This is a genomic window from Aeromonas sp. s12 (assembly GCF_040907925.1).
Taxonomy (GTDB): Bacteria; Pseudomonadota; Gammaproteobacteria; order Enterobacterales; family Aeromonadaceae; genus Aeromonas; species Aeromonas veronii.
On record NZ_JBFOCT010000009.1, the window covers coordinates 1 to 23,370 of the forward strand.

The following is a 23,370-nucleotide window of genomic DNA, read 5'->3' on the forward strand; positions in this document are numbered from 1 at the left end:
ATACCCCGTGGAGGGGTTCCCGAGCGGCCAAAGGGATCAGACTGTAAATCTGACGGCTCTGCCTTCGAAGGTTCGAATCCTTCTCCCTCCACCATTTCCCTGATTGCAATGGCTGAATACAATTTGCTTTGCCCCTGTGGAGGGGTTCCCGAGCGGCCAAAGGGATCAGACTGTAAATCTGACGGCTCTGCCTTCGAAGGTTCGAATCCTTCTCCCTCCACCATCATTCAAGAAAACCCGGTCTCGCGCCGGGTTTTCGCTTTCTGCCATTCTCATCACACTTTTCCGACCTTGTCAGATCTGACAGTTGCAATTGCATCCCATCTTGCTCATCGTGGCATCATCGACATCAGAGTGTTCACATCATGTTTGAAGTCTGGGACGAGCATGGTCACGCCACCGGTCTGACACTGCAGGCGCTCAAAGTCAGAATAAGCAACGACTATCAGGGCGATCTGATGGTGCGCTACAGCAACAAGCTGGGACTCCCCACGACCCTCTTTCTGACCATCCATCAGGGCGTTGCCTATCAACGCTTCAAAGCGGGCTCGCCAAAACTGGATTGGGAATGGCTGGCCAGCGCAGGCAATGGCCACAGCCCCCGCAATTTTATGAGTGAACAGTTCCCCTTACTCCAGCTCTCCCTCGATAACTGAGTGCCCTTTCTCGCTCAATAACGTCAATTCATCGATGATTTGCTGTAATTGGGCACGAAAGCGTGTCAGCTCATCTGTACAAGCTGGCGATCCAAACTGACGGATTTTTTCTTCCAATCGCCATGCCTGTTCCGCCAATTCCGGCGCCATCATCATGCTGATGGTCCCCGCCTGACGATGCACCCAATTGGCCAATGCATTGTCATCAAGTGGCTCCTGCACCATCGACTGTTCAAGCTCCTGGCGAAAAAGCGGAAACATCTGCTGCAACTTGTCACCATGACCAAAAAATGCCTCCATAGCTGCAATATCAATCAAGGTTGGCGCGGGTAAGATCTGCCACTTCTGCAACATCTGGTGCAGAGCACCCAGCAGCACCGGTTTGCCCAACAGATCGTCCATGCCCGCGGCAAAACAGCGCTGAACCTGCTCTGGCAACACATTGGCCGTCATGGCGATGATCAGCTGCCGCTCGCCTTTCTCTGCAGCCCGTATTCTGCGGGTAAACTCGTAACCATCCATCACCGGCATCTGACAGTCACAGAGCACCAGCTCATAGGGATGCTGCGCGACCATCTCGAGAGCCTGCTGGCCATGCTCTGCCACATCGCAGTTCATCCCAAGTTGCCTGAGCTGGCGTATTACCAGCGACTGGTTGAGGGGATTATCCTCCACCAGCAATACCCGACAGGGCTGCATGGGTGCGCTCTTTCGCATCGCTTTCGTTGCCGTCCCATCGCTCAAGCCAAGCTGGCGATAGCAAACTTCCAGCACCGCATGCCAGGTCATGGGATTACTGTTGAGAATGTAACCCCCCTCATCACAGCGAAAGCCGAGGGGGGTTGCCAGCGGCAGCACCCGGATAACCCCGTTGCCCGCCAGCTCATGGTCTGTGAAACGCAACTGAGCATCACCAGACTCCGACGTTCGTATTACCCCCAAGGCGTCAAGATGCAACAGCAGGGTGTGGCACAGCTTATCGTCATGGAGATCGATGTGGGCTTGCACGCCATTGAGACGGAGATCCGGCTCTCGCTGTGCCAACACTGGCAACGTGACCGTCAGGCTGATGAAAGTGCCTAGCCCAGGGGCACTCTCCAGCCGGATCTCGCCACCCATCAAGGTGGCCAGGGTCTGGCAAATACTCAGCCCCAAGCCAGTACCACCATAACTGCGGGTGGTGGAGCTCTCTGCCTGTTCAAAGGCATTGAAGATCCGGCCAAGCGCCTCTGGGCTCATACCGATGCCGCTGTCGCGCACGCCGAAGCGCAATTGCTGTTGCCCCTCCCCCTGCGACAGCAATTGCACCGAGACCTCGATAAAGCCCCGCTCGGTGAACTTGATGGCATTACTGACAAAGTTGAAGAGGATCTGGCGCAGACGCAGCGCATCACCACTTATCCGGACCGCCACACCGGCATCCGCCCAGAGATAGACGCGCAACCCCTTGCGATGTACTTCGCTCACCGTCATGGTCAGCACGCTGTCGATCAATTCACGGATTAGAAAAGGGGCCTCTTCAAGCTGCATCTTGCCCGCCTCCAGCTTGGCGAAGTCGAGCACGTTGTCGATCAGCGCATGCAACCCCTGGGCACCGCGGTTGATAACCTCGACCATCTGGCGCTGATCCTGGGTCAGCTCGGTAAAAGTGAGCTGTTCCGCCATACCGACAATGCCATTCATGGGCGTGCGAATCTCGTGGCTCATGGTGGCCAGAAACTCCCCTTTCTGGGTGGCGGCAGACTCCGCTTTGGCCTTGGCTCTAGCGAGTGCTGCCTCAACCTGATGGCGACGGACTATCTCCTGACGCAGCCGCCAGTAAGCCACCGACAGCACCAGAATAAAGAGAGTGATCGCCACCCCGGCTGGCAGCAGGGTGCGCACCAGCTTCGCTCTGGGGATACCTTCGCTGTAATTGAGCGCCAGCCAGCTGTTGCGGATCTGGCGCTGCTCCTTGTCGCTCATGCTGGCAAGCACCCGGTTGACCAGGGGCAGCAAGGGGAAGTAAGGCTCACGTACTGCCACAGCCAGTTCATCCTTGAAGGGGGTGGGCGCGGCAATATGAAGTCGGTCATCAAACTGCTCGGTGATAAGACGGGAGACCACCACCAGATTGCCGATATAGGCATCTCCCTGCCCCGCAGCGACACGAGCAAGCCCCTCGTTGGCACTCTTGGTCGTGATCAGTTTAAGGTCAGGCACCATTACCCTCAGCTGGGGGATCAGCATGCTGTCGGTCAGCAACAGCTTTTTACCAGCCAGATCAGAGAGATCCCCGATCGGAATACTACCGCGCGCCGTCACCAGCACCATCGGGAATGATGTGAAGGGTTCGCTGGCATGCCAACCCACCAGCCGCTCGATAATGCGAGCGGGTAATACCGCCAGGTCGACTTCGTGATGCAGCAGTTGCTGTTGCAGGTCAGGCCAATCCTTTACCGATATTCGGCTGTAAGCCAACCCCAACTTCTCTTGCAACACCTTCAGATAATCCGCTATCAAGCCGACCGAATTGCCCTCCTCATCGAGATGGGAGAAGGGCACCCAGCCGGGGATCAGCCCCAGCTTGAGCGGTGGCAGCATCGAGAGCCAGCCACGCTCATCAGGACGCAGTAAAAAATGACTGTGCCCCATAAAGTTGGGCTCCAGGCTCTCCCCCAACCAGCGTTTCTCCAATGCACTGCGTGCCTCGACCGTCAGCGACTGAATGGCAGTATCAAGCCGGATAGCAAGAGAGTGTTTCTGGCTGGCGACGCCAAGATGCAGGGTTTCCATCAACAAGGGAGACTGGGCAACCACCGCCAACGCCGGGTGACGCTCGATAAACAGGTTGGCCACATGGAGGTTGCCGATATAGGCATCTGCCCGCCCTTGTTCAACAGCCTGCAGTGCGCTACGGGTGTCGACAAAGAGCCGCGGTGTGACATTGGGGTAGTGCAGCTTGACCAGCTTCTCGGTCAGAAAACCTTTTTCGATGGCAATGCTGGCGGACTGCAGCCGGCTCACATTCCGAAACAGGGGGCTGTCCTGGCGCACCACCACCACGGTTGGCGAGGTGTAGTAAGGCAGGCTATAAGTGACACACTGACGCACCTCAGAGTTAAAAGCATCGAGCAGGATATCCAGCTTGCCACGGCAGGCATCGGCATACATGGTTTTCCAGTCAGGGTAAACCTGCCAGGCAATCCGGTAGTCAAGCTTTTTTGCTATTTCCTCCATCAATTCAACACTGAATCCAGCGGCGACCTTGCCGTCCCACTGCTGGAATGGTCCCCATCCGCCAGCCAATATGCCTACTTCAATCGTTGGTACAGAATGTACCTCCGCCGAAAATACGGAAGGCGTCAAGGAAAAAACAGCGACAATAATTATGAATCGTTTGATTAATGACATAAGCGAACAATATATAGACATAACGATTCACATATATTTATAAAAAGATATATGCACCTGAAAAAATGGGGTGCGCACGGTAGTATAGAAATGCTAGCTTTGATAGTCTGAATATTATTCACCGTTTTATAAGAGGCTCATCCATGTCCTTCAAGATTATTCTTGCCGATGACCACCCCTTGATTCTGACCGGGATCCGTAGCCTGATTGACCAGATAACACCCCATTGTGAAGTGATCGCCGAGGCATATCAGGTATCTGACTTGCTGAAATTATTGCAACAGCATCATTGTGATCTGTTGATCACTGATTTCAGCATGCCGGGAGATATCCGCTGTGATGGACTGGTGATGATCCAGCAGTTGCGTCGGGATTATCCAAACCTGCCCATTATTGTGCTGACCCAGATCCAGAACAGCGCCATCTTGCAATCTCTTATTCAGGTTGGGGTCAACGGTCTGATACTGAAAAAATCGGTTATCAATGAACTGGCCGATGCCATTCGCCAGATATTGCTCGGTCATCGCTATATTGGTCCTGCGGTAAAAATACTGCTGGCCAATGCCGGAATCTCTGCCCAAGGCGAACCCCACCCGCTTACACCAAAGGAGAGCGAAGTGGTGCGCCTACTTGCCAGCGGCATGTCCGTCACTCAGGTTGCCGACTATCTTCATCGCAGTGTCAAAACCATCAGCACCCAGAAAAAGAGCGCAATGATACGGCTGGGTATTAGCAGCGATAGCGCCCTCTTTGACTATGCCAAAAGCAGCGGACTCTATTAATCAATAGCCGCATCAAATATCAGGGTAACATCACCTTTAAAGGAGGAGCCAGGGTATTTCATCATCTCGGCGACCGTCCCACCCACAATCTGAAATCGAATCGCTCTGGCAGCATTGATAACCGGACTTCCCTGTACAGGAAGTACAAATCTGGTTTTATTTGTAGTCAACAGAAATATTTCATTTATGCTGTTAACATAGTGCGTTTTTAAAGGCACTGTTCGCCCCTTGCTATCTTTTAATGCGCACTCGCCACTAGTAGACCATTGATATTGGCAACGCAGTGAGACAGTAAATGGGGCACTAAACCATATTCGAAAAGGAAGATCTTGCTGCAATATGCTTGGCTCTCGCTTTCCACTATGAATCCAATTACTCCACCCACCTGGTGGCAATAAGGTTACTTGGCTAGGGCCATCGCTATCTCCTTTGGGAAAATCAACTTTCAATTGATGACGGACTGTCAGTGTAAATTTAAGTTCATGCTCTGTTCCCCCAGAATAAGTTGCATCACCTAGGTCAATATCCTTATTACGCCCCACCATTATTTTTAAACTACCGGTATACTTTCCGTTTGACATAGTCAATGGATTAGGTGCTTTGATACGAAAGCCATAATTCAGCCAATCGACAGAGTATGATGTTCCATCACCAAGTTGGCTATTGTGATAGCACTCAGACGCACCATTTTGAGCTAAATCATTAATAGAATATAAAAAAAGTTGCCCAGTTACTACAGACCCGAACCACCCCCAAGTACTAAAGCTTTGATAGCAATCACCACCAATAGTATGCATGGGCCATCTATTATTATTGACAATTGGATACTCCATTTTTATTACCTTGGCACCTATATTGGTTGGAATAAACGCCAATTCATGGTGTTCTCCATTGTTGCTGTTCGTCAACGTCACTTTTTTAGGACCAGAAAGTCGATAGTAACTTAGGTAGTTCTGTTTACCCTTCGCCGAATTTATTGTTTTTGCTATCGACACTGGGAGTTTTACTATAACCGATGACTCTAGCGGCTTCTGTGGGTCACAATAAGAAATCGGTTGACCGACATCGCACGGAGTGGTGTTGATAAAACGCCCACCACTCACTTCATAGCTCTCAGGTTTATAGTCTGCAGTAATATTAATCACATCAGCCAAAGAAGAGTGACTAAACATCAGTAGAACTAATATTTTAATGGTTTTCATTTTTTACAGTCACACCTGGTGAACATATTAACTCTCCCAATATAATAATCTCCGATGCCTCCGTGCGGCTCTGCACTCCTGATGAGTTGTTGCAATGGAGGGTACCATTGTGTTCCACGCTAAATTGCGGCTGTCGTCGGCTCGCTTCCAGCGCAAAGAAGCCATCATTTTCGGTAAATGCCCGCCCTATAGGGTTACTGACCATGGCACCACGCAGCGGCCTATTTTGCTCGTCGAGCAGGCGACCAATCACAGTAACGGTGCTCACAGCATTCACCTGGCCATAACCCACCCCGCCGCGATTAAGATGGTAGGGGAGCACGGTGGGCTTGATGGTGAGTGGCATCCCCTCGTGGTCGGCCATCTCCAGTTGCAAGGCGCCACTTTGCAAGGCTGGCACCGAGACCAGATGACGACCGGGCCCAAGGGTCTGTACGCTGCCCAGATCGTCGTTGACCCGGATCCGCGCTGCCTCATCATCGGCCGCAATATCGAGGATCATCGCCGCCTCATTGCCCATGCCGCCCGTATCGCGGAAACCGAGCGCCAGATCCCCTTCATGCCCCAGCGCCAGCACACTCTCCAGGTTGACGCCGCCGGTCACCTCTGCGTTATAGGAGGAGTGCTGGGCAAACAGGTCGCCACCCAACCAGGACGACGCGAAACGACCATAGCCGGATAGACCGGTACCATAGCTGTCATGGGTGCTGCCCACGCTGACCTGACGCAGCGGCCCCCAATCCACCTCCTGCTGGTAGTTGAGATAGGCGCTGCGCTGGGCACCGCCCGAGCGTGAGGTATTGCTGCCCAGCCCCAGCGACAACTGGCGATCATCTCCCCCCAAGTTGATAGTGAGACTCAGCGTGCTACCGCGATCCCGCTGCTGCGTCGTGCTCTCGCTGCCGGGACGATCGAACAGGGTCACCCCCCAGGTCACCCAACGCCCCCACAACCGATCGCTATAGTGCCACCCCACATCAGCACCATTGCCACGACCAGACTGGTGAGAAACATAGAGACTGAGGGAGCCCCACTTTTCCAGCGACTGTTGCAGTGACAGACTGGACACCGCAGTTGCTTCAACCTGCTTGCGCAGATTACGCGAATGGCTGGCCACCAGACTGCTGTTGCCATGCCAGTAGATCCCCTGCAGATCGTAGCCCCACCCCATGCCAACACTCTGATTGAGAGAGGCAAAGCCGTGAAGCTGACTGGTCGCCTCCCAGTCGAGCGAGAGGGAGTGCTGAGCCCGTCTGTCCACATACTGGCTACCCGCCCCCACCACCAACGAAGGAAGCAACAGGTGGTTCACCGCTACGCCGCCACTGGCCCCCTCCAAATCGCTATCACCTTGGCGTACCAGCCAGCGGGTCTGGCGTCCGGCAAACAGGTTGAAGCGCCACGGCTCCTCCGGCGTCTGCCAGTTGGAGGGTTTGTAGATCATCTCGCGCCAACGGCGGGTCTCCTGACCATCCTCCAGCAACCGCAGTTCTACCTCGTAGATACCTCCGGGCAGCGATCGGGTATCAAGTGCCTGCAAACCCGATACGACCGGCTGGGACTGGATCAGGTTGCCGTCACGATAGATCTCCACCATGCCCGGCCGGGCCGGAGCCACCCGGATCGGCGCCAGACTGGGTACACCGCGCTCCCGGCGCAGCAGATCCGAACTGCCCCACATCATCCCGAGCACGGTGGGGGTCGCGCCACTGTAGTAGTTCGGCTGACGTACCAACCCCTGCGCTGAGGGAAAGAAGAAACCAAGGCGATAAAAATTGGCCTCATGGAGTCGCTCGCCATAAAGCTGAGCCAGGCCCACTTCACTCGATTGCCCCTCCTGCCAAGTGGCATCCCCCTCCATAAAGGGGGTCCACTGCCCCAAGCTGCCCTCCAGCTGCAGGTTGTAGTGACCGTTGCGCTGAGTGCCCTGTACCAGGTTCAGCTGGTTCTGGACCAGCAACCCCCTGCTCTCTTGAGGCAATGCTATAAAGCGCTGATCCCGCGCCTCCTGTTCTACCTCACCGGTCAGTACCGAGAGCTGGGACTCCTCCAGACTGTATTGCAACCCCACTATGCCTTCGGGACAGGCACGGCCGCACTCGCCGAGCGGCAGGTGCGATCCCAACCTGGTCAGCCAGCGTTCACGCGCCCCCTCGTCAAACTCGCTCTCCTGCACATCCACCAGTGAAAGCAGCTGTACCGAGTTATCCCGCCCGAGCAGCACTTCCCCATCCCCCAGCAGGCGACTGTCGACGGTCACCCGCACCATCAGGGGAACACCAAAAAAGTGCTCTTCAAACCCTTCTGGCAACTGCCGCGCCTGTTGCAGCAACAGTGCTGGGTCTGCCGCCGCCAGTGAGGCAGAGAGCAACAACCCGAGCAAGAGAAGAAGAGAACGAACCATGAAGTGCAACCTGAATGCCTGGAATCTCAATTAAAGGGGGCCTGATGCCCCCCACATACTCATGTCAGCTGCCTTGAGCAGGCGGTGCCTCCGATTCAAACATCATGCTGACAATCCCTTGATAGTTGCCGGGCTTGTAGCCACCGGTTGGCGCCGCGGCCGGAATAATCTCCAGCCCGACCTGTTTGCCGGTGTTGGCATCCGCTTGGTTCAGCAAGTCGGCGGATGTAGTGGTCAGCGCAACGCCTGCCACCTTGACCGTCAAGCCGATACTCTCCTTGCCGCTGGCCATGGTGGCGGGATAAACCAGATAACCCTTGATGGGACCAATGGTGCTCTTCATCTCCAGCTGCTTGGCCAAGGGATCCAGCTTTTGGCTAAAGGGGTTGAAGGTCAGTTTCTGTGGGGTACTCATCCAGTCACCCACGGGTTGCACATAAAAGTGTTCGGTCGGGATCTGCGCCGTTACCGTCACCGTATGCTCGATGCGCTCGGCCGCCATCAGCGATCCGCTCGCCAGCAACAGGGCGGGAAAAAGCGATAACATCTTCATAGCCACTCCTTCAGGTGTGATTGTCGTTCTTGTGATATATCGGGATCAGAGCTTGAACTCCCTGAATACCGATTTTTTCCCTTCGATCAGTTCAAAACGAACCGTCCGGGTTGCCTCTTGACTGACCCGCTTTTTAACGCCGGGCAGCAGATGCATCTTCTCCGGTTGACTGCATGAGCTCTCTTTTTGGTCACACAGTTCCAGATAATCGAGAATAACGGTGGCATTGCCCCGGTTCTCCACATAGAGAACACCGTTTTTACGGTCAATCCGGGTGTCATAACGGGTCTCTTTGGGGGCCACAAAGAGAATGGTGCCAAAACCGGTCATGATGCTGACCCCGGCGCTAATTTGTTGCTGTGGTGGTAATTCGGTTATTTCATCGTCCTGTGGTTTGACCGGCACAAAACGCACCCGAAAATAACGTTCTCGCTCCCGCACTCCCATATAGATAAAACGAGTAGCCTGCATACCACCTGCCGGAATAATCAACCGTGATGGACTTGTCACCAGCTGACGAACGCCCTCCTCCGGTAACTCCCGCTCCTTCGGCACGCCATCGGCATCATATATAATTTCGGCCAGCGTTATTTTGACAAAGGCCGTCTCATCACCAAGATTTCTAACCCGCTTGAGCAGCGTAGTTTTTTCTGCCGACATATAGTCATATAAGGTGCCAACGCTAATATCCGGCGATGCCAAGGCATTGCTGCTGAATATAAACAGCAATACAGTAAAAATCTTATTCATGAATAATTATCACACTGTAAAAACGATAGAGAGTGTTGCCTTCATTCATTGAAGGCTCCGAAAAATATACGAGCTCCATATATGCAGATCGCCAGATGATCATATTTGGCTCAGCGATTCGTCATTGAGGCCAGTCTAGATAATCCATGCACCGGACTTAATCGGAATAATCTGATACTGCCAAAGTATTTTTCCTGCAAACAATCAGACAATTCCTACAGCCAGCTTTCAACATCCTCCCCTATTATCCGAAATCATCTCAGTCAGCAGGGAAGTGACATGTTTGCGTTTAAAGAAGAGTTTCCGGTCGGTGACGTGGCATCCCTGACGACAGCGGACATTGCCGTGCCCTTTTATCAGCCAATCGTTAACCGGGATCGCCAGATCATCGGCTTTGAGGCGCTGGCCAGACGCTGGGAACACCGCCAGCAGCGTTATCAGGGAATAGACTTTCCCTCTCTCAGCGATGACGAGTCCCTGCATGTGGATATCGTTATGCTCAGAGCCATTTGGCGTGATCTGACCGTGCTGGCACGCCATGCTCCTTGTACCCTCTCGATAAACCTCAACCCCGCTTTTGAGAGCCCTACATATAAGAACCTGCTGTTGCTCACTCTCTTGCAGGCCCGCAAGCTGGATATCGCAATCTGGTTCGAGGTGGTGGAGTACGCCCCGCTAGAGCGCAAGGAGTTGGCCCTGATCGAGGTACTGCGCAGCCACGGTGCCCATATCGCCTGCGATGACTTTGGCACCCAGGAGTGCAATTTTCAGCGAGTGATGGCGCTCCCCTACGAGGTCATCAAGCTGGATCGCTCTCTGCTGCTGCAAGCGACCAGGAGTAGCCATGCCTTGCGCATGCTGACCGGACTGGTGGAGTACCTGCAGCGACTCGGCATGAAGGTGGTGTGCGAAGGGGTGGAAAACCAGACCCATATCGAGATTGCCGATCAGCTCGGCTGTGACTATCAACAGGGTTACGTCTACGCCATGCCCTCCCCCCTCTCCCGTTGGGCCTGAGCGGCGGTTTCATTTCGGCATCCTGTCGGCTCGCGCAGCCAACAATGTCCTGCCAAATTGCATGATGACGTGGGGGCGAGTACAATCTCGCACCCCGAATATCCGGCGCATCTTCTTTAGATAGCCCCGGATATGCCGTCATCGGGTCGCGCTGCATTGAGCCTCCTCTCGGAGGGCATCTTGCACCGCAGCTCAACCACTACGATGCCATCAGGTGGCATCGTCCTGATTTGCAATCAGATATAAAGAGTCCGCCATGTTTAAACCAGAATTGCTCTCCCCCGCAGGTTCCCTCAAGAACATGCGTTACGCCTACGCCTATGGCGCCGATGCCGTCTATGCCGGCCAGCCCCGCTACAGCCTGCGGGTGCGCAACAACGAATTCGATCATGAAAACCTGCAGCTGGGCATCAACGAAGCCCATGCACTGGGCAAGCAGTTCTATGTGGTGGCCAACATCCAGCCCCACAACTCCAAGCTCAAAACCTTTATCCGCGACATGCGTCCGGTGGTGGAGATGAAGCCGGATGCGCTGATCATGTCCGACCCAGGTCTCATCATGATGATGCGTGAAGCCTTCCCGGATATGCCCATTCACCTCTCGGTGCAGGCCAACGCGGTCAACTGGGCCACGGTGAAATTCTGGCATCAAATGGGCCTGACCCGCGCCATCCTCTCCCGCGAGCTGTCGCTGGACGAGATTGAGGAGATCCGCATGCAGGTGCCGGAGATGGAGCTGGAAGTGTTCGTTCACGGCGCGCTGTGCATGGCCTACTCCGGCCGCTGCCTGCTCTCCGGCTATATCAACAAGCGTGACCCCAACCAGGGCACCTGCACCAACTCCTGCCGCTGGGAGTACAAGGTGCACGAAGGTAAAGAAGATGACGTGGGCCAGATCGTCCACCGTCAGGAGCCGATCAAAGTGCGTCCGGACAACACCCTGGGCCTTGGCAAGCCGACTGATGCGCTGGTGCTGCTGGAAGAGTCCAACCGCCCAGGCGAGTACATGAGCGCGTTCGAAGACGAACATGGCACCTACATCATGAACTCCAAAGACTTGCGTGCCGTCGAGCACGTCGAGCGACTGACCAAGATGGGCGTTCACTCCCTGAAAATCGAAGGGCGCACCAAGTCTTTCTATTACTGCGCCCGTACCGCTCAGGTTTACCGCAAGGCCATCGACGATGCGGTGGCGGGCCGGCCGTTTGACCGCAGCCTGATGGGCACCCTCGAAAATCTGGCCCACCGCGGCTACACCGAGGGCTTCCTGCGCCGTCACAACCACACCGAATACCAGAACTACGACTACGGCTACTCCGTCTCCGACACCCAGCAGTTTGTCGGCGAAATCACCGGACGCAAAGGTGACATGGTCGAGGTCGAGGTGAAGAACAAGTTCCTGGTGGGCAACAACCTGGAGCTGATGACCCCGCAGGGCAACGTCCGTTTCAATCTGGAGCAGATGGAGAACCGCAAAGGGGAGCTTATCGACACCGCGCCGGGCAACGGTCACGTAGTCTATGTGCCGGTCCCGAAAGATCTGGATGTGAACTACGGCATCCTGCTGCGCAATCTGGGCGACAGCCAGGATACCCGCAACCCGCACACGGCGGCCTGAAATGGCGCTGCTCATCACCGACAAGTGCATCAACTGTGACATGTGCGATCCCGAGTGCCCCAACCAGGCCATCAGCCTGGGTGAGGAGATCTACGAGATCGACCCCAGTCGCTGCACCGAGTGCGTCGGTCACTATGAGAAGCCGACCTGCATCAGTGTCTGCCCTATCGACTGCATCATCTGGGATCCCACTCATGTGGAGACCGAAGATCAGCTGATGGAGAAGTTTGTGCGGATGCACAGGCAGTAGCTGATGCACAGACCGTAAAACGAAAAAAGGCCGAATAATCGGCCTTTTTTGATCCTGCGTGCAGCGGCTGGCCATCACTTGCCGACCAGCCGGATCAGTTTGTCCAGCTCACGCTGGGCCTCCAGCATCCGGGTCTGGGACTCCTCCAGCCTGGCCTGCCGCTTGGCAATCTTCTCCGGTTTGCCACTGACTCTCGCCTCCTGCAACTCAAGCAGACGCCCATCCACCTCGCCGCGTAGTTTGTTAACCCGCTCTTTCTGCTCCTTGAGCAGACCTTCATCAGTACAGTTGGCCTTGATATTGCGCGCTGCCTGTTCGAGCCCGGCAATCTGCCCGGCATTGTTGTGTGCTTTGGCAAACACCAGCTGGTCGTTGACGGCCTGCAGACGGGCCTTGCAACCGACCGCCTCACTGCCAAAGGCCTGACCCGCCAACAGCAGCAAGCCGGCTCCCAATACTTTCCACATCTCGATTCATCCGGTCTTGTTTGCGAGCTGACCATAAAAACCTCGATCGGCAGCAGGGTCAAGCAAGCGGGAAAAAGGTGCGACAGAAGTTGTGCAACATCACGCAATTGCCACCCTGTTGGTTCTACAATGACGCTCTTTCCAATCGGGAGTCTGTTATGAATCAACAAATTGTGGTCATTGCCAACGGTGCCCCCTATGGCAGCGAATCCCTGTTCAACGCCCTGCGTCTCGCTATCGCCCTCAACGAACAGGGTGGTGCCAGCCTGAAGCTGTTCCTGATGTCAGATGCGGTGAGTGCAGCACTGGCCGGTCAGGCTCCGGCCGAAGGGTACAACCTGCGCCAGATGCTGGAGATCCTGCTGGCACAAGGCGTCACCATTCGCCTGTGCAAGACCTGCACCGATGCCCGTGGCATCACCGCCCTGCCGCTGATCGAGGGCATTGAGGTCGGCACCCTGCCGATGCTGGCCCAATGGACCCTGGCTGCCGACAAGGTGCTGACGTTCTGATCTCCCCCTCCGGCTCTCTTGCCCCTTTAGCTCTCATCTGACCCTCCATGGCCCCCGCCATACGGGGGCATTGCGCGCGCCACCAGTCTCACTGACTACACTATCAGTTGCCACGCCTGCTTGTTTGTCCCACCTCATGGACAGCGTAACGCCCAGTAATAAACCGAGGACGACGATGAATCCGACCGAACAGACCCTGCTTGAGCAGATGAGGATCACCGACTTCGAAATTGCCCATCGCAAGGAGTTATTGCTGCTCAATGAGCAGGATGTGGCGCGGCTGGCAAGTTATTGCAGCAAGATAGAACCACGGATCGACGCCCTGGTGGATCGCTTCTACCAGCAGCAGACGGCCATCACCGAGATCGCCCTGTTGATCGGGGATGCCGATACCCTCATACGGTTGCGCACCGCGCAACGGCGCTATGTGCTCGATCTTTTCAGCGGCCATTACGATCTGGAGTACGTCAACAACCGGCTGCGGATCGGGCTGGTTCACAAGCGGATCGGGGTCGAACCCAAGCTCTATCTGGCCGCCATCAACACCCTCAAAGCCCTGCTGATCGAGGATATGTTCGAGCAGATCCACGATGAGCCGGAGCGCCTCGTCATGCTGGCCGCACTGGACAAACTCTTTCTGTTCGACATCACTCTGGTCTTCGAAACCTACATTCGCAGTCTGGTGTCGGAAATAGAGTCATCCAGAGAGAAGTCGGAGAACTATGCCAAGAGTCTGGAGCAGAAAGTACGCGAACGTACCAAACAACTGGAGGAGCTGAACCGCACCGATGCCCTGACCGGATTGCTCAACGTTCGCCACCTCAACGAGCTGTTGCTGCTAAGCCTGCGCACCTGTCAGCGACGTGCCGAACCCATGGCCATCGCCTATCTCGATATCGACAACTTCAAGCAAATCAACGATACCGAAGGTCACCAGCGCGGAGACGAGATCCTGCGCATCGTTGGCCACTGCATCCGTCAGGTCTTTCGCGCCGAAGACAGCTGCTTTCGTTATGGCGGAGATGAGTTCTGCCTGATCCTGCCCAACTGCAACGAGAGTCAGGCGCGGGATATCTATCTCAAACGATTGATCAACACCGTCAAGGAGCAACTGGGCGATCTCACTCTCAGTATCGGCATAGTGCAGACCGGGCCGGAGCACTACGACGACGGGTTAAACCTGATCCGCCTCGCCGACGAGAGGATGTACGCAGCCAAGAAGGCGCTCAAAGAGAAGACTCCGGGTAGCACTCACTGAACATTCAGCATCAAGGATCCCTGCGTTAACCGGGTCAGTTCCGCTCAACCACAGACGTGGCCGCAGCGGGACGCTGTACTCTGACCCCCCACTCATAAAGCGCAAAAATCGCCACACAGAGCAGCGCCATCAGCACATAGAGCAGCTGGCCGCTCCACTGCTCGAGGATCCAGCCTCCCAGCAGAGCGCCAGCAGCTCCTCCCAACCCGGCCAGTGCGCTGGCGCCAAAGTAGCTCCCCTTGAGGTGGGTGGGGGCCATCTGGTCGATCAGCACGTTGAGCAGGGGGAAGAGGATGGTCTCGCCGATGCTGAGCAACAGCACGGCGCCAAACCAGTGGCTGCGCACCATCGGGTCCCCCAGCGCGAAGAGCAGTTGGGCCGCCAGAAAGAGCGCCATACCGATATGAAGCCGTACCCGCACCGGCCAGCGTGACAACAACCGCAGCAGCGGAAACTGCAGCAGCACCACGGTCAGGGCGTTGGTCGCCACCAGCAGGGCAACCAGCTCGGCCACCTGCGGCATACCGGCCCGGGTCAGGTACTGCACCAGCGGCGAGTGAAACTGGGAGTAAACCAGCACCATCAGGAGATTGGCCATCACCAGCAGCAGGAATGCACGATCCGCAAGCAACACCTTGATGGCATCCCGTAAGCCAGGCCCGGCAGTCCCCGGCTTGCCTGTGCTGCCAGCCCAGCGAAATCCCCAGCCAAAGGCCAGCGCCAGCAGCAAATAGCTCACCACCAGAAACAGGAAGGTCTCCTGCTGGGCGTTGATCCCGAGGGTCACTCCGAGCAGCGGCCCCAACGCCGCCCCCAGGTTGAGCAGAAAATAGCGCAGGTGCAGTGCCAACTCCCGCGCCTTGGCCGAGGCCAGACTATCGGCCATCAGCGCCTTGCCGGGGGCATCGATGAGCCCTGACGAGAGGCCGCTGCCCATCACTCCGACCCCGAGCCAGAACACCTCGTGCGAAAAACCGAGCAGGCCGAAACAGATCATCGCCACCAGACAACCGGCCAGCAGTATGCTGCGCCGCCCGAAGCGATCAGAGAGCCAGCCGCCGTAAAAACTGACCAGGGTAGAGAGGGCCATCGAGCCCCCCAGCAACAGGCCGATGAAGGTGGCCGAAAGGTCATACTCCCGATAGAGCAGGATGGAGAGGAAGGGCCACACCATGTAGTAGCTGGTGCGCACCATAAAGGTGCCCAGAATGACGATCCAGACCAGCGGAGTAAATTGCCTGAAGGTGCTCCATGACATTGCTATGCTCCATGCCCCGCAGCTCTTACCACAAGATCCTGTCATAAACGGGGCAAGCATTCAGTTGTAACAGAGGGCCTCAATAGAAACAACCTTTGCTCACCAGCAAGGTGCAACCGGATGCAAAAAGGCCAGCCGATGGGCATCGACTGGCCTTTTTATCACGGGATTTCCCTCGGGCTAGCGCCAGAGGGCCAGGCTTAGCGCCAGGGGCTTTGCTGCCACAGCCGCCCCAGTCCGGCTTCCAGCGCCTGCGCGCCCTGCTGCCCCAGCTTCTGAGTCAGGCTTTTTGGCTTGCGATAGCTGATGCCGATCACCTTGTGGTGGCTGGCCTGCGCCAGCAGATAGTCATCGCTGGTGCAGAGGGTATCCACCAACCCCAGCCCCTTGGCCTGACTCGCCAGCCAGTGTTCACCGGTCGTGACCTGATCGATATCGAGTTGCGGGCGGTGTTCGGCCACAAAGGCCTTGAAGCGCTCGTGGATCGCCGCCAGCTCCTCGCGAAACTTCTCGCGCCCCAGATCGTCGTTCTCGCCAAACATGGTGATGGTGCGCTTGTATTGACCGGCGGTGTGCATCTCGAATTCGATGTCGTGCTTTTTCAGCAACTTGTTGAAGTTCGGCATCTGGGCGATCACCCCGATGGAACCGACGATGGCAAAGGGGGCAGCCAGGATCTTGTCCGCCACACAAGCCATCATGTAGCCGCCGCTCGCCGCCACCTTATCGATAGCCACGGTGAGCTTGATGTCACGATCGCGCAGCCGCTGCAGCTGGGAAGCGGCCAAGCCGTAACCATGCACTACGCCACCACCGGATTCGAGCCGCAGCAGCACCTCGTCGCCGGGCTGGGCGACGCCGATCACCGCGCTCACCTCCTCGCGCAGGGAGGCCACCTCTTTGGCATCCATGCTGCCGTTGAAATCGAGCACAAACAGGCGACTGCGCGCATCACCGGCCTTGGTGCGTTTTTTCTGCTCCTCTTTCTGCTGCTTTTCCATCACCTTGCGCTCGGCCTTGCTGGCGAGCGCGCTCTTGAGCGCAAACTGCCCCTGTTCCAGCTCGCTCGAGAGATCGGTCACCACCAGCTCACCCTTGCGCGCTTTCGGCTGGCGAGTGCTCACGATCATCAGGATGATGGCGCCTATGGCCAGCAGGAAGGTCACTGTCTTGGCCAGAAACAGGCCATATTCGGTCAGAAATGTCACGATGGACTCCAGAATGGATCGGTTTTCGTCACATTCTAGGGAGTTTGATGGAGGCGCGCAAAAAATCGCAGCCAGTGCCCGGAAAAACCAACCCGAGCATCACAACCTCTCTATTTTCTTCACATTTTTCTTGCCGCTGGCTGGTCAAACAGGCGCGCGGATCAGTACACTTGGCGCCGATTGCCATGCACTTATGGCCGGAATTTGTTAACAGGAGTTGTCATGCTCGATTATCAGGCACCCCGCGATCTGCTCAAGGATAAAGTCATTCTGGTCACCGGTGCCGGCGACGGGATCGGCCGCGAAGCCGCCCTCACCTACGCCGCTCACGGTGCCACCGTGATCCTGCTCGGCCGCACCAGCGCCAAACTCGAAGCCGTGTATGACCAGATTGAAGCGGCCGGTTATCCGCTGCCCGCCATCGTGCCGGTGGATCTGAAAGGGGCCACCGCCGCCCACTACCGCGGCATGGCCGAAACCTTCGCCCAGCAGTTTGGCCGCCTCGATGGCGTGCTGTTCAATGCCGGTCTGCTCGGCACCCTCTCTCCGTTTGAACATATTCAGGAGAAGGAGTGGGACGAGGTGATGCAGGTCAACGTCAAATCGGAATTCCTGCTGACCCAGGCGCTGCTGCCGCTCCTGCGCCAGACCGCCAAGGCGCAGGGCGATGCCTCCATCGTCTACACCTCCTCCAGCGTGGGACGCAAGGGGCGCGCCTACTGGGGTACCTATGCCATCTCCAAATTTGCCATCGAGGGGATGATGGAAGTGCTGGCCGACGAGCTTGAGAACACAGGTGTGCGGGTCAATACCCTAAACCCGGGCGGTACCCGCACCAAGATGCGCGCCAGCGCCTTCCCGGCGGAAGATCCCATGAACCTCAAGACTCCGGCCGACCTGATGCCGCTCTACCTCTACCTGATGGGGTCGGACAGCCGCGGCAAAACCGGCCAGACCTTTGTGGCTCAGCCAAAATAAACAAGTTGCGTGGCCCAGCCCAAATAAATCAATAAAATACCCAGAGTGTTGTGCGGCAGGGGTTAAATTGAATAGGGGGCACAGGCTCCCTGTTCGAACCACTGACCATCCTATCTCCAATCAGGTTGAACTATGTTTCGTCCCAAGAGCACGTTTGAGCAATGGCGGATCTTTCAGGCGGTGGTCGACTGCGGCGGCTACGCCCAGGCGGCCGAGGCGCTGAACAAGAGCCAGTCCTCCCTCAATCATGCGGTTGCAAAGTTGCAGCAGAGTCTGGGGGTGCCCTTGCTGGAGGTGCGCGGCCGCAAGGCAGTGCTGACGCCGGCGGGCGAGATCTTCCTCAAGCGGGCCCGTCAGTTGAGCCAACAGGTGGAAGAGCTGGAAAATCTGGCCAACAATCTGGAGCGGCAATGGGAGCCGCAGATCAACCTCTATGTTTCGGCGCTGCAGCCAAGGGATCGCCTCTATCGGGCCTTGGCCAGCTTCTATCCTCGCAGCCGGGGTTGCCGGGTCAACCTGCACGAACGCATTCACTGCCACTTCAACGCCCTGCAACCGGGGGATCTGATGCTCTCCGAGCACCTGCCAGGCGATCGCACCGGTCTGCTGCTGGACGAGGTGTGCCTGCTGCCCCTCTGCGCCGCCAGCCATCCGCTGGCACAGGAGGAGGGGCCCATCCGCAGCGATGTGCTGACCAGCCACAACCAGATCAGCCTTCATCCCCCCATTCACCGCTCGGTGGACTGGAACGATGCGGATGACACCGGCTGGAAGGCGACCCACTACCACGAAGTGCTCGCCATGCTGCGCCTTGGCCTCGGCTATGCCTGGCTGCCGCGCCATCTGGTAGAGCGGGAGCTGGCGGAAGGGTCACTCATACAGCTGGATCTGGAGAGCGGCAACGAGCGCCACCTCTATACCTACCTGCTGACCCTCTCCCCCGAATCTCTCGGCCCCGCGACCGAGCTGCTGCTGCGCTGCCTGCGCAACGAATATCAGGGCGAATCAGCGCCGCTCCCGCACGCCCAGCCCCAACACGACAAATAACAGCCAGATCCCCCGTCAGACGTTGGGCACCCGCCAGCTGGCGGCCAGTGCCACCAGTGCCAATCCCAACGCCACCATAAAGACCCCGTGGAAACTCCACACCTCCGCCACCACACCGGCGATGGCCCCTGCCATGATGGAACCGGTGCGGATGCTGTTGGCAAACAGGGTAGTCGCCACCCCGGCTCGCCCCGGCATCAGATCCTGAAAGTAAGACATGCCGATCCCCGCGACGATACCGATGAAGATGGCGTTGAACAGCTGCAAGGCGATCAGGGCGTATTGGTCGGTGAGGGTCACCAGACCTGTGTAAAAGGCTGCGCCAGCCAGCACCGCCAACAACATCATGGGGCGCTTGCCAAAACGGGCCGTGTAATAACCCGCCAGCAGCATGAAGGGGATCTCCAGCGCCGCCGCCGTGCCCATCAGGATACCGGCAAGCTTCTCATCCATCCCGAGCTCCCGGGTGATATAGAGCGGCATATTGATGAGGTACATGCTGTTACAGGTCCACATCAGGGTGGAGGCGATAAAGAGCGCCCGCACCGCCGGATCACGCCAGCTGCTGACCCGCTCTGTCTCTTCGGCCATCTTGGGCAAAGGCAGAGAGGGGAGCCAGCGCCACACCACCAGGGCGCAGAGCAGGTAGGCCAGTGCCGAGGCCAAGTACATCAGCTCGAAGCCGTAGCCGATGGCCAGCGCGAAGGCGATGGGCGGGCCTATGACCCAGGCCAGCGAAAATTGGGCTCGCATCACCGAGCTGAACATGTCCGCCCGCCGGTTGCGGCTGTCGGAGTACTCCCGCGCCAGCGCAAACAGCTGGGGGCTGGCCGTGGCCGCCAGCGCCGCCAGCATGACCCCCAGACTCGCCAGCAGCCAGTAGTTGCGGTTCCAGGCAAACAGCAGGGAGAGCGCCACTCCGGCAAAACAGCAGCGCAGGATCAGTCGCTTGCGATCCCCCTTGTTGTCGGAGCGGTGGCCCAGCCACTGGCTGACCAGAATGCCCACCACCGCGTTGATGGTGTAGAAGAGCCCGACCAGAAAGGGGCGCACCTGCACCTCCTCGGCCAGAAACAGACTTAAGGTAGGCACCTGCAATGCCACCGCGACGCCGGTCATAAAGGTCACGGCAAGAAACGAAAGAGAGACGGGGTCCGGGCGTTTGACCGCCGCTATCGACAAGCTCATAGGGTTACCACTGGTTGGAGGGACGATACGGGCTAACGGGCGGCAGCCGTATGAAAATCCGGCGCCTATCTTATGTCACTATCAAGAGCGGGCTCAAGGATGCATAAGCAGGTGTGCGCCTTGCGAGGGAGGCCGCGACCCCGTAGAGTGAAAGCCCATCCTGCCAGCACAAGGAGTTCGCATGTTTGATTTTGATCAGGAAGTAGACCGCAGTGGCACCATGAGCCTGAAATGGGACAAGTACAAGGGTCAGGATGTGCTGCCCATGTGGGTTGCCGATACCGACTTTGTCTCCCCCCCGTCCGTGATTGAGGCGTTGACCAAACGGGTCGCCCACGGCATTTTCGGCTATTCACGCCCCTCGCCACGCCTGATCGAACTCATTATCGAACGGATGGCGACCCGCTATGGCTGGGCCATCGAGCCCGAATGGCTGGTGTTCCTGCCGGGCGTGGTGCCGGGGCTTAACCTCGCCTGCAAGGCGTGGAGCCAGCATGGCCGCGGTATCATCACCCCCAAGCCGGTCTATTACCCCTTCCTGCAGGCGCCGGGCTTCAATGATCGCCCCCTGCTCACAGTGCCGATGATTGAAGAGGCGGGTCGTTGGGTGCTGGATCTGGCTGAGTTGGAGCGTCAGGCCCCCGCCGCAGATCTGCTGCTGCTCTGCAACCCCCACAACCCGGGCGGCACCATCTTCACCCGTGACGAGCTGCTGGCCATCGATGCCATCGCTGCGCGCCACAATCTGGTGATCTGCTCCGATGAAATCCACTGCGATCTGCTGCTGGATAAAAACGCCCGCCACATTCCCTACGGCGCCATCAGTGCGCAAGCGGCCGAGCGCTGCGCGGTGATGATGGCCCCGAGCAAGACCTTCAATATCGCCGGTCTCTGCTGCTCCTTCGCCATTATCCCCAACGCCCGTCTGCGCTTCAGGCTGCAGCAGGCGATGCGCGGCATCAGCGCCGACGTCAACCTGCTGGGCTTTGTCGCCGCCGAAGCGGCCTATGAGGGTGGCGAACAGTGGCTGACCGAGCAACTCGACTATCTGGCGGCCAATCTGGCCCTGATCCAGCAAGCGGTTGCCCGCTGGCCCGGCGTCAAGCTGGCCAACCATCAAGCGACGTATCTGGCCTGGATCGATGTGAGCGCCCTTGGCCTTGCCGATCCCATCGCCTTCTTCGAGCAGGCCGGCGTTGGTCTCTCCCCCGGCGCCCAGTTTGGCGACGGTCAGTTCGTGCGGCTCAACTTCGGCTGCACCAGGGCACGACTGACCGACGCGCTGGCGCGGATGGAGCGGGCAATCCTCAAACACAGCAAGCCCTGATCAGCCAGCAACGGGATGGGCAAGCCCCATCCCTTTTTGCCTGTGTCATCAGCCAGCGGTCAACTCAGTCAACGGTCAATTATGTCTCTACGGATCTTGCATCACCTTCTGCTCCCACTCTGTGCACTCTCTGCGCTGCTCCCCTTTGGCAGCCAGGCGCTGACTATCGGAACGGGCCCGCTCAACGGGGTCTACTACCCGACCGGTGGCGCCATCTGCCGGGTGCTCAATGCCGGCCATGCCCTGCATGGGGACAGCTGCACCGTGCAGAGCACCCGTGGCTCGATGGCCAACCTCAAGGCACTCGACAAGGGGGACGTACAGCTGGCGCTGGTGCAGTCCGATGTGTTGCACCACGCCCTGCACGGCACCGGCCCCTTCAGCGGGCAGGGGGCCAACAATGAGCTGCGCAGCCTGTTTCGCCTCTATCAGGAGTCGCTGACCCTGCTGGCTGCCCCCAATAGCGGCATCACCACCCTGGCAGATATCGAAGGGAAGCGGGTTTATCCGGGCAACAACGGCGCCGGTGAGCAGATCACCAGCCAGGCCCTGATGGCGGCCATGGGATGGCAACCCGGGCAGTTTGCTGCCTATCAACTCAAGTCGGACAGCGAACCGCTGGAAGGGCTGTGCGATGGCTCGCTGGATGCCGCGTTTGTGGTTGCCGGTCACCCCAGTCTGGCGGTCGGCGAACTGATCAGCCGCTGCAAGGTGCGCCTCATCCCCATCGAAGGGGAGCAGATCGACAGGCTGCTCAAGCAACACCCCTACTACCAGCGCAGCCGCATCGCCGCCAACCTCTATCCGGGGCAGACCACCGCCATCAACAACATCGGGATGAGTGCCGAACTGGTGGCGCTGGCCAGCCTGCCGGACCCCATCGTCCGAACCGTGCGCGATACCCTGCTGGCCCGGGTCAAGCAGTTCAGCCGGCTGCATCCCGCCCTGAGCAAGGTGACCCCCGAGCAGTTGCAGGCCCACACCGAGCTGCCCCTCCATGCGGGGATGTCGGATCAACCGCCAGCTCCCTTGTCACTGACTCCCGAGCAGTTAACCGCGGAACAGCTGACACCGGAGCCGTTAACACCAGCGCCATCGGCCTCGGAGGCGGCATCAACGGCAGAGGTGAGTGCCGCCGACGGGGCGACTGCGCCCTCTGACGCGACCGCCACCAGCAGTGCCGCAGTGACGACAGAAGCCACAGAGGTTAATTCCTTGCCCGAAGAGGCGCTTGAGGTCGCCCCCGAGCTCACTGCTACGCCGACCACAGAGGGGGAAATAGTGGCTCGCTCTGCCGCAGCGTCAACGGTTCCATCACCATCGGCTGCCGCTTCGACTCAGTGGCCAAGCGCCTCTGCGGCAACTTCGCCGCAAGAGCAGGCAATCCAGCCTACCAGCAGCGCAGCCACACCGCCACAGCACTGAGTGGTCAGCGCCAACAAATACATCAGGGCAGCTTCGGCTGCCCTGATTGTTTACGCGCGTTCGATAGTGACGCAATT

At 57.7% G+C, this 23,370-nt stretch carries 20 protein-coding genes and 2 tRNA genes; 13 read left to right on the forward strand and 9 right to left on the reverse strand.

All coding sequences use genetic code 11. The annotated features are described in order from the left end of the window. Nucleotides 1–9: 9 nt before the first annotated feature. The 3 genes from AB5Y67_RS03665 to AB5Y67_RS03675 all read left to right on the forward strand — a co-directional run bounded on the left by AB5Y67_RS03665 (nucleotide 10) and on the right by AB5Y67_RS03675 (nucleotide 656). Nucleotides 10–94: transfer RNA gene (locus AB5Y67_RS03665), tRNA-Tyr, on the forward strand. Nucleotides 95–138: 44 nt separating this feature from the next. Continuing rightward, nucleotides 139–223 (forward strand) — tRNA-Tyr (locus AB5Y67_RS03670). Between the two features lie 142 nt (nucleotides 224–365). Beyond that, a complete protein-coding gene (locus AB5Y67_RS03675; protein WP_005353834.1) occupies nucleotides 366–656 on the forward strand; it encodes a hypothetical protein in 291 nt (96 codons plus the stop codon). Here the strand turns inward: AB5Y67_RS03675 and AB5Y67_RS03680 are convergent. Further along, nucleotides 630–4,070, reverse strand: a complete 3,441-nt coding sequence (locus AB5Y67_RS03680; protein WP_234915190.1) for a transporter substrate-binding domain-containing protein — start codon at nucleotides 4,068–4,070, stop codon at nucleotides 630–632. The genes AB5Y67_RS03675 and AB5Y67_RS03680 overlap by 27 nt on opposite strands. A 122-nt stretch (nucleotides 4,071–4,192) precedes the next feature. On the opposite strand from AB5Y67_RS03680, the gene AB5Y67_RS03685 reads away from it, so the two are divergent. After that, nucleotides 4,193–4,831: a response regulator gene (locus AB5Y67_RS03685; protein ID WP_103250811.1), complete on the forward strand. Its 639-nt coding sequence runs from the start codon at nucleotides 4,193–4,195 to the stop codon at nucleotides 4,829–4,831. Here AB5Y67_RS03685 and AB5Y67_RS03690 read toward each other — a convergent pair. The 4 genes from AB5Y67_RS03690 to AB5Y67_RS03705 all read right to left on the reverse strand — a co-directional run bounded on the left by AB5Y67_RS03690 (nucleotide 4,828) and on the right by AB5Y67_RS03705 (nucleotide 9,740). After that, nucleotides 4,828–6,033, reverse strand: a complete 1,206-nt coding sequence (locus AB5Y67_RS03690) for a hypothetical protein (RefSeq protein WP_164461688.1) — start codon at nucleotides 6,031–6,033, stop codon at nucleotides 4,828–4,830. The two genes, AB5Y67_RS03685 and AB5Y67_RS03690, sit on opposite strands and share 4 nt — an antisense overlap. Then, the gene (locus AB5Y67_RS03695) at nucleotides 6,020–8,437 is read right to left on the reverse strand and encodes a TcfC E-set like domain-containing protein (protein WP_325793596.1); all 2,418 of its coding nucleotides are present in this window, start codon (nucleotides 8,435–8,437) and stop codon (nucleotides 6,020–6,022) included. Before AB5Y67_RS03695 ends, AB5Y67_RS03690 begins: the two co-directional genes overlap by 14 nt. A gap of 64 nt (nucleotides 8,438–8,501) precedes the next feature. Then, nucleotides 8,502–8,990, reverse strand: coding sequence for a CS1 type fimbrial major subunit (locus tag AB5Y67_RS03700; protein WP_042082566.1), 489 nt, complete (start codon nucleotides 8,988–8,990; stop codon nucleotides 8,502–8,504). Between the two features lie 45 nt (nucleotides 8,991–9,035). Continuing rightward, nucleotides 9,036–9,740, reverse strand: a complete 705-nt coding sequence (locus AB5Y67_RS03705; RefSeq protein WP_123172565.1) for a hypothetical protein — start codon at nucleotides 9,738–9,740, stop codon at nucleotides 9,036–9,038. A 279-nt stretch (nucleotides 9,741–10,019) separates the two neighbouring features. Between AB5Y67_RS03705 and AB5Y67_RS03710 the strand changes: the two genes are divergently transcribed. The 3 genes from AB5Y67_RS03710 (at nucleotide 10,020) to AB5Y67_RS03720 (ending at nucleotide 12,625) form a co-directional block, all read left to right on the forward strand. After that, complete coding sequence (locus AB5Y67_RS03710; RefSeq protein ID WP_123172564.1) at nucleotides 10,020–10,757, forward strand: EAL domain-containing protein; 738 nt, start codon at nucleotides 10,020–10,022, stop codon at nucleotides 10,755–10,757. Between the two features lie 256 nt (nucleotides 10,758–11,013). Continuing rightward, nucleotides 11,014–12,375 (forward strand): tRNA 5-hydroxyuridine modification protein YegQ, encoded by a 1,362-nt coding sequence (gene yegQ, locus AB5Y67_RS03715; RefSeq protein WP_123172563.1) that lies wholly within the window; start codon nucleotides 11,014–11,016, stop codon nucleotides 12,373–12,375. A gap of 1 nt (nucleotide 12,376) precedes the next feature. Continuing rightward, on the forward strand, nucleotides 12,377–12,625 hold the full coding sequence (locus AB5Y67_RS03720; protein WP_123172562.1) for a YfhL family 4Fe-4S dicluster ferredoxin: 249 nt from the start codon (nucleotides 12,377–12,379) through the stop codon (nucleotides 12,623–12,625). Between the two features lie 74 nt (nucleotides 12,626–12,699). Here AB5Y67_RS03720 and AB5Y67_RS03725 read toward each other — a convergent pair whose 3' ends face one another. Then, the gene (locus AB5Y67_RS03725; RefSeq protein ID WP_123172561.1) at nucleotides 12,700–13,092 is read right to left on the reverse strand and encodes a DUF1090 domain-containing protein; all 393 of its coding nucleotides are present in this window, start codon (nucleotides 13,090–13,092) and stop codon (nucleotides 12,700–12,702) included. Between the two features lie 158 nt (nucleotides 13,093–13,250). Between AB5Y67_RS03725 and AB5Y67_RS03730 the strand changes: the two genes are divergently transcribed. Next, nucleotides 13,251–13,604 carry a DsrE/DsrF/TusD sulfur relay family protein gene (locus tag AB5Y67_RS03730; RefSeq protein WP_005334901.1) on the forward strand — a complete coding sequence of 118 codons (354 nt, stop codon included), beginning with the start codon at nucleotides 13,251–13,253 and terminating at the stop codon, nucleotides 13,602–13,604. A 175-nt stretch (nucleotides 13,605–13,779) separates the two neighbouring features. Further along, the gene (locus tag AB5Y67_RS03735) at nucleotides 13,780–14,862 is read left to right on the forward strand and encodes a diguanylate cyclase (RefSeq protein WP_123172560.1); all 1,083 of its coding nucleotides are present in this window, start codon (nucleotides 13,780–13,782) and stop codon (nucleotides 14,860–14,862) included. A gap of 34 nt (nucleotides 14,863–14,896) precedes the next feature. Here AB5Y67_RS03735 and AB5Y67_RS03740 read toward each other — a convergent pair whose 3' ends face one another. Together AB5Y67_RS03740 and sohB are read right to left on the reverse strand one after the other, a co-directional pair. Next, nucleotides 14,897–16,120 carry an MFS transporter gene (locus AB5Y67_RS03740; RefSeq protein WP_123172559.1) on the reverse strand — a complete coding sequence of 408 codons (1,224 nt, stop codon included), beginning with the start codon at nucleotides 16,118–16,120 and terminating at the stop codon, nucleotides 14,897–14,899. A 200-nt stretch (nucleotides 16,121–16,320) separates the two neighbouring features. Further along, nucleotides 16,321–17,328 carry a protease SohB gene (gene sohB, locus AB5Y67_RS03745; protein WP_199427292.1) on the reverse strand — a complete coding sequence of 336 codons (1,008 nt, stop codon included), beginning with the start codon at nucleotides 17,326–17,328 and terminating at the stop codon, nucleotides 16,321–16,323. A 222-nt stretch (nucleotides 17,329–17,550) separates the two neighbouring features. Between sohB and AB5Y67_RS03750 the strand changes: the two genes are divergently transcribed. Beyond that, entirely contained in the window at nucleotides 17,551–18,306 is a 756-nt protein-coding gene (locus AB5Y67_RS03750) for a YciK family oxidoreductase (protein WP_005334909.1), read from the forward strand. A 132-nt stretch (nucleotides 18,307–18,438) separates the two neighbouring features. Further along, nucleotides 18,439–19,353: a LysR family transcriptional regulator gene (locus tag AB5Y67_RS03755; protein WP_064340871.1), complete on the forward strand. Its 915-nt coding sequence runs from the start codon at nucleotides 18,439–18,441 to the stop codon at nucleotides 19,351–19,353. A gap of 15 nt (nucleotides 19,354–19,368) precedes the next feature. On the opposite strand, the gene AB5Y67_RS03760 is transcribed toward AB5Y67_RS03755, so the two are convergent. After that, entirely contained in the window at nucleotides 19,369–20,541 is a 1,173-nt protein-coding gene (locus AB5Y67_RS03760) for an MFS transporter (protein ID WP_005334914.1), read from the reverse strand. A gap of 181 nt (nucleotides 20,542–20,722) precedes the next feature. Between AB5Y67_RS03760 and AB5Y67_RS03765 the strand changes: the two genes are divergently transcribed. Together AB5Y67_RS03765 and AB5Y67_RS03770 are read left to right on the forward strand one after the other, a co-directional pair. Then, nucleotides 20,723–21,868, forward strand: a complete 1,146-nt coding sequence (locus AB5Y67_RS03765) for a MalY/PatB family protein (protein ID WP_199427293.1) — start codon at nucleotides 20,723–20,725, stop codon at nucleotides 21,866–21,868. Nucleotides 21,869–21,949: 81 nt separating this feature from the next. Continuing rightward, a complete protein-coding gene (locus tag AB5Y67_RS03770; protein ID WP_199427294.1) occupies nucleotides 21,950–23,293 on the forward strand; it encodes a TAXI family TRAP transporter solute-binding subunit in 1,344 nt (447 codons plus the stop codon). The last annotated feature ends 77 nt before the right edge of the window (nucleotides 23,294–23,370 follow it).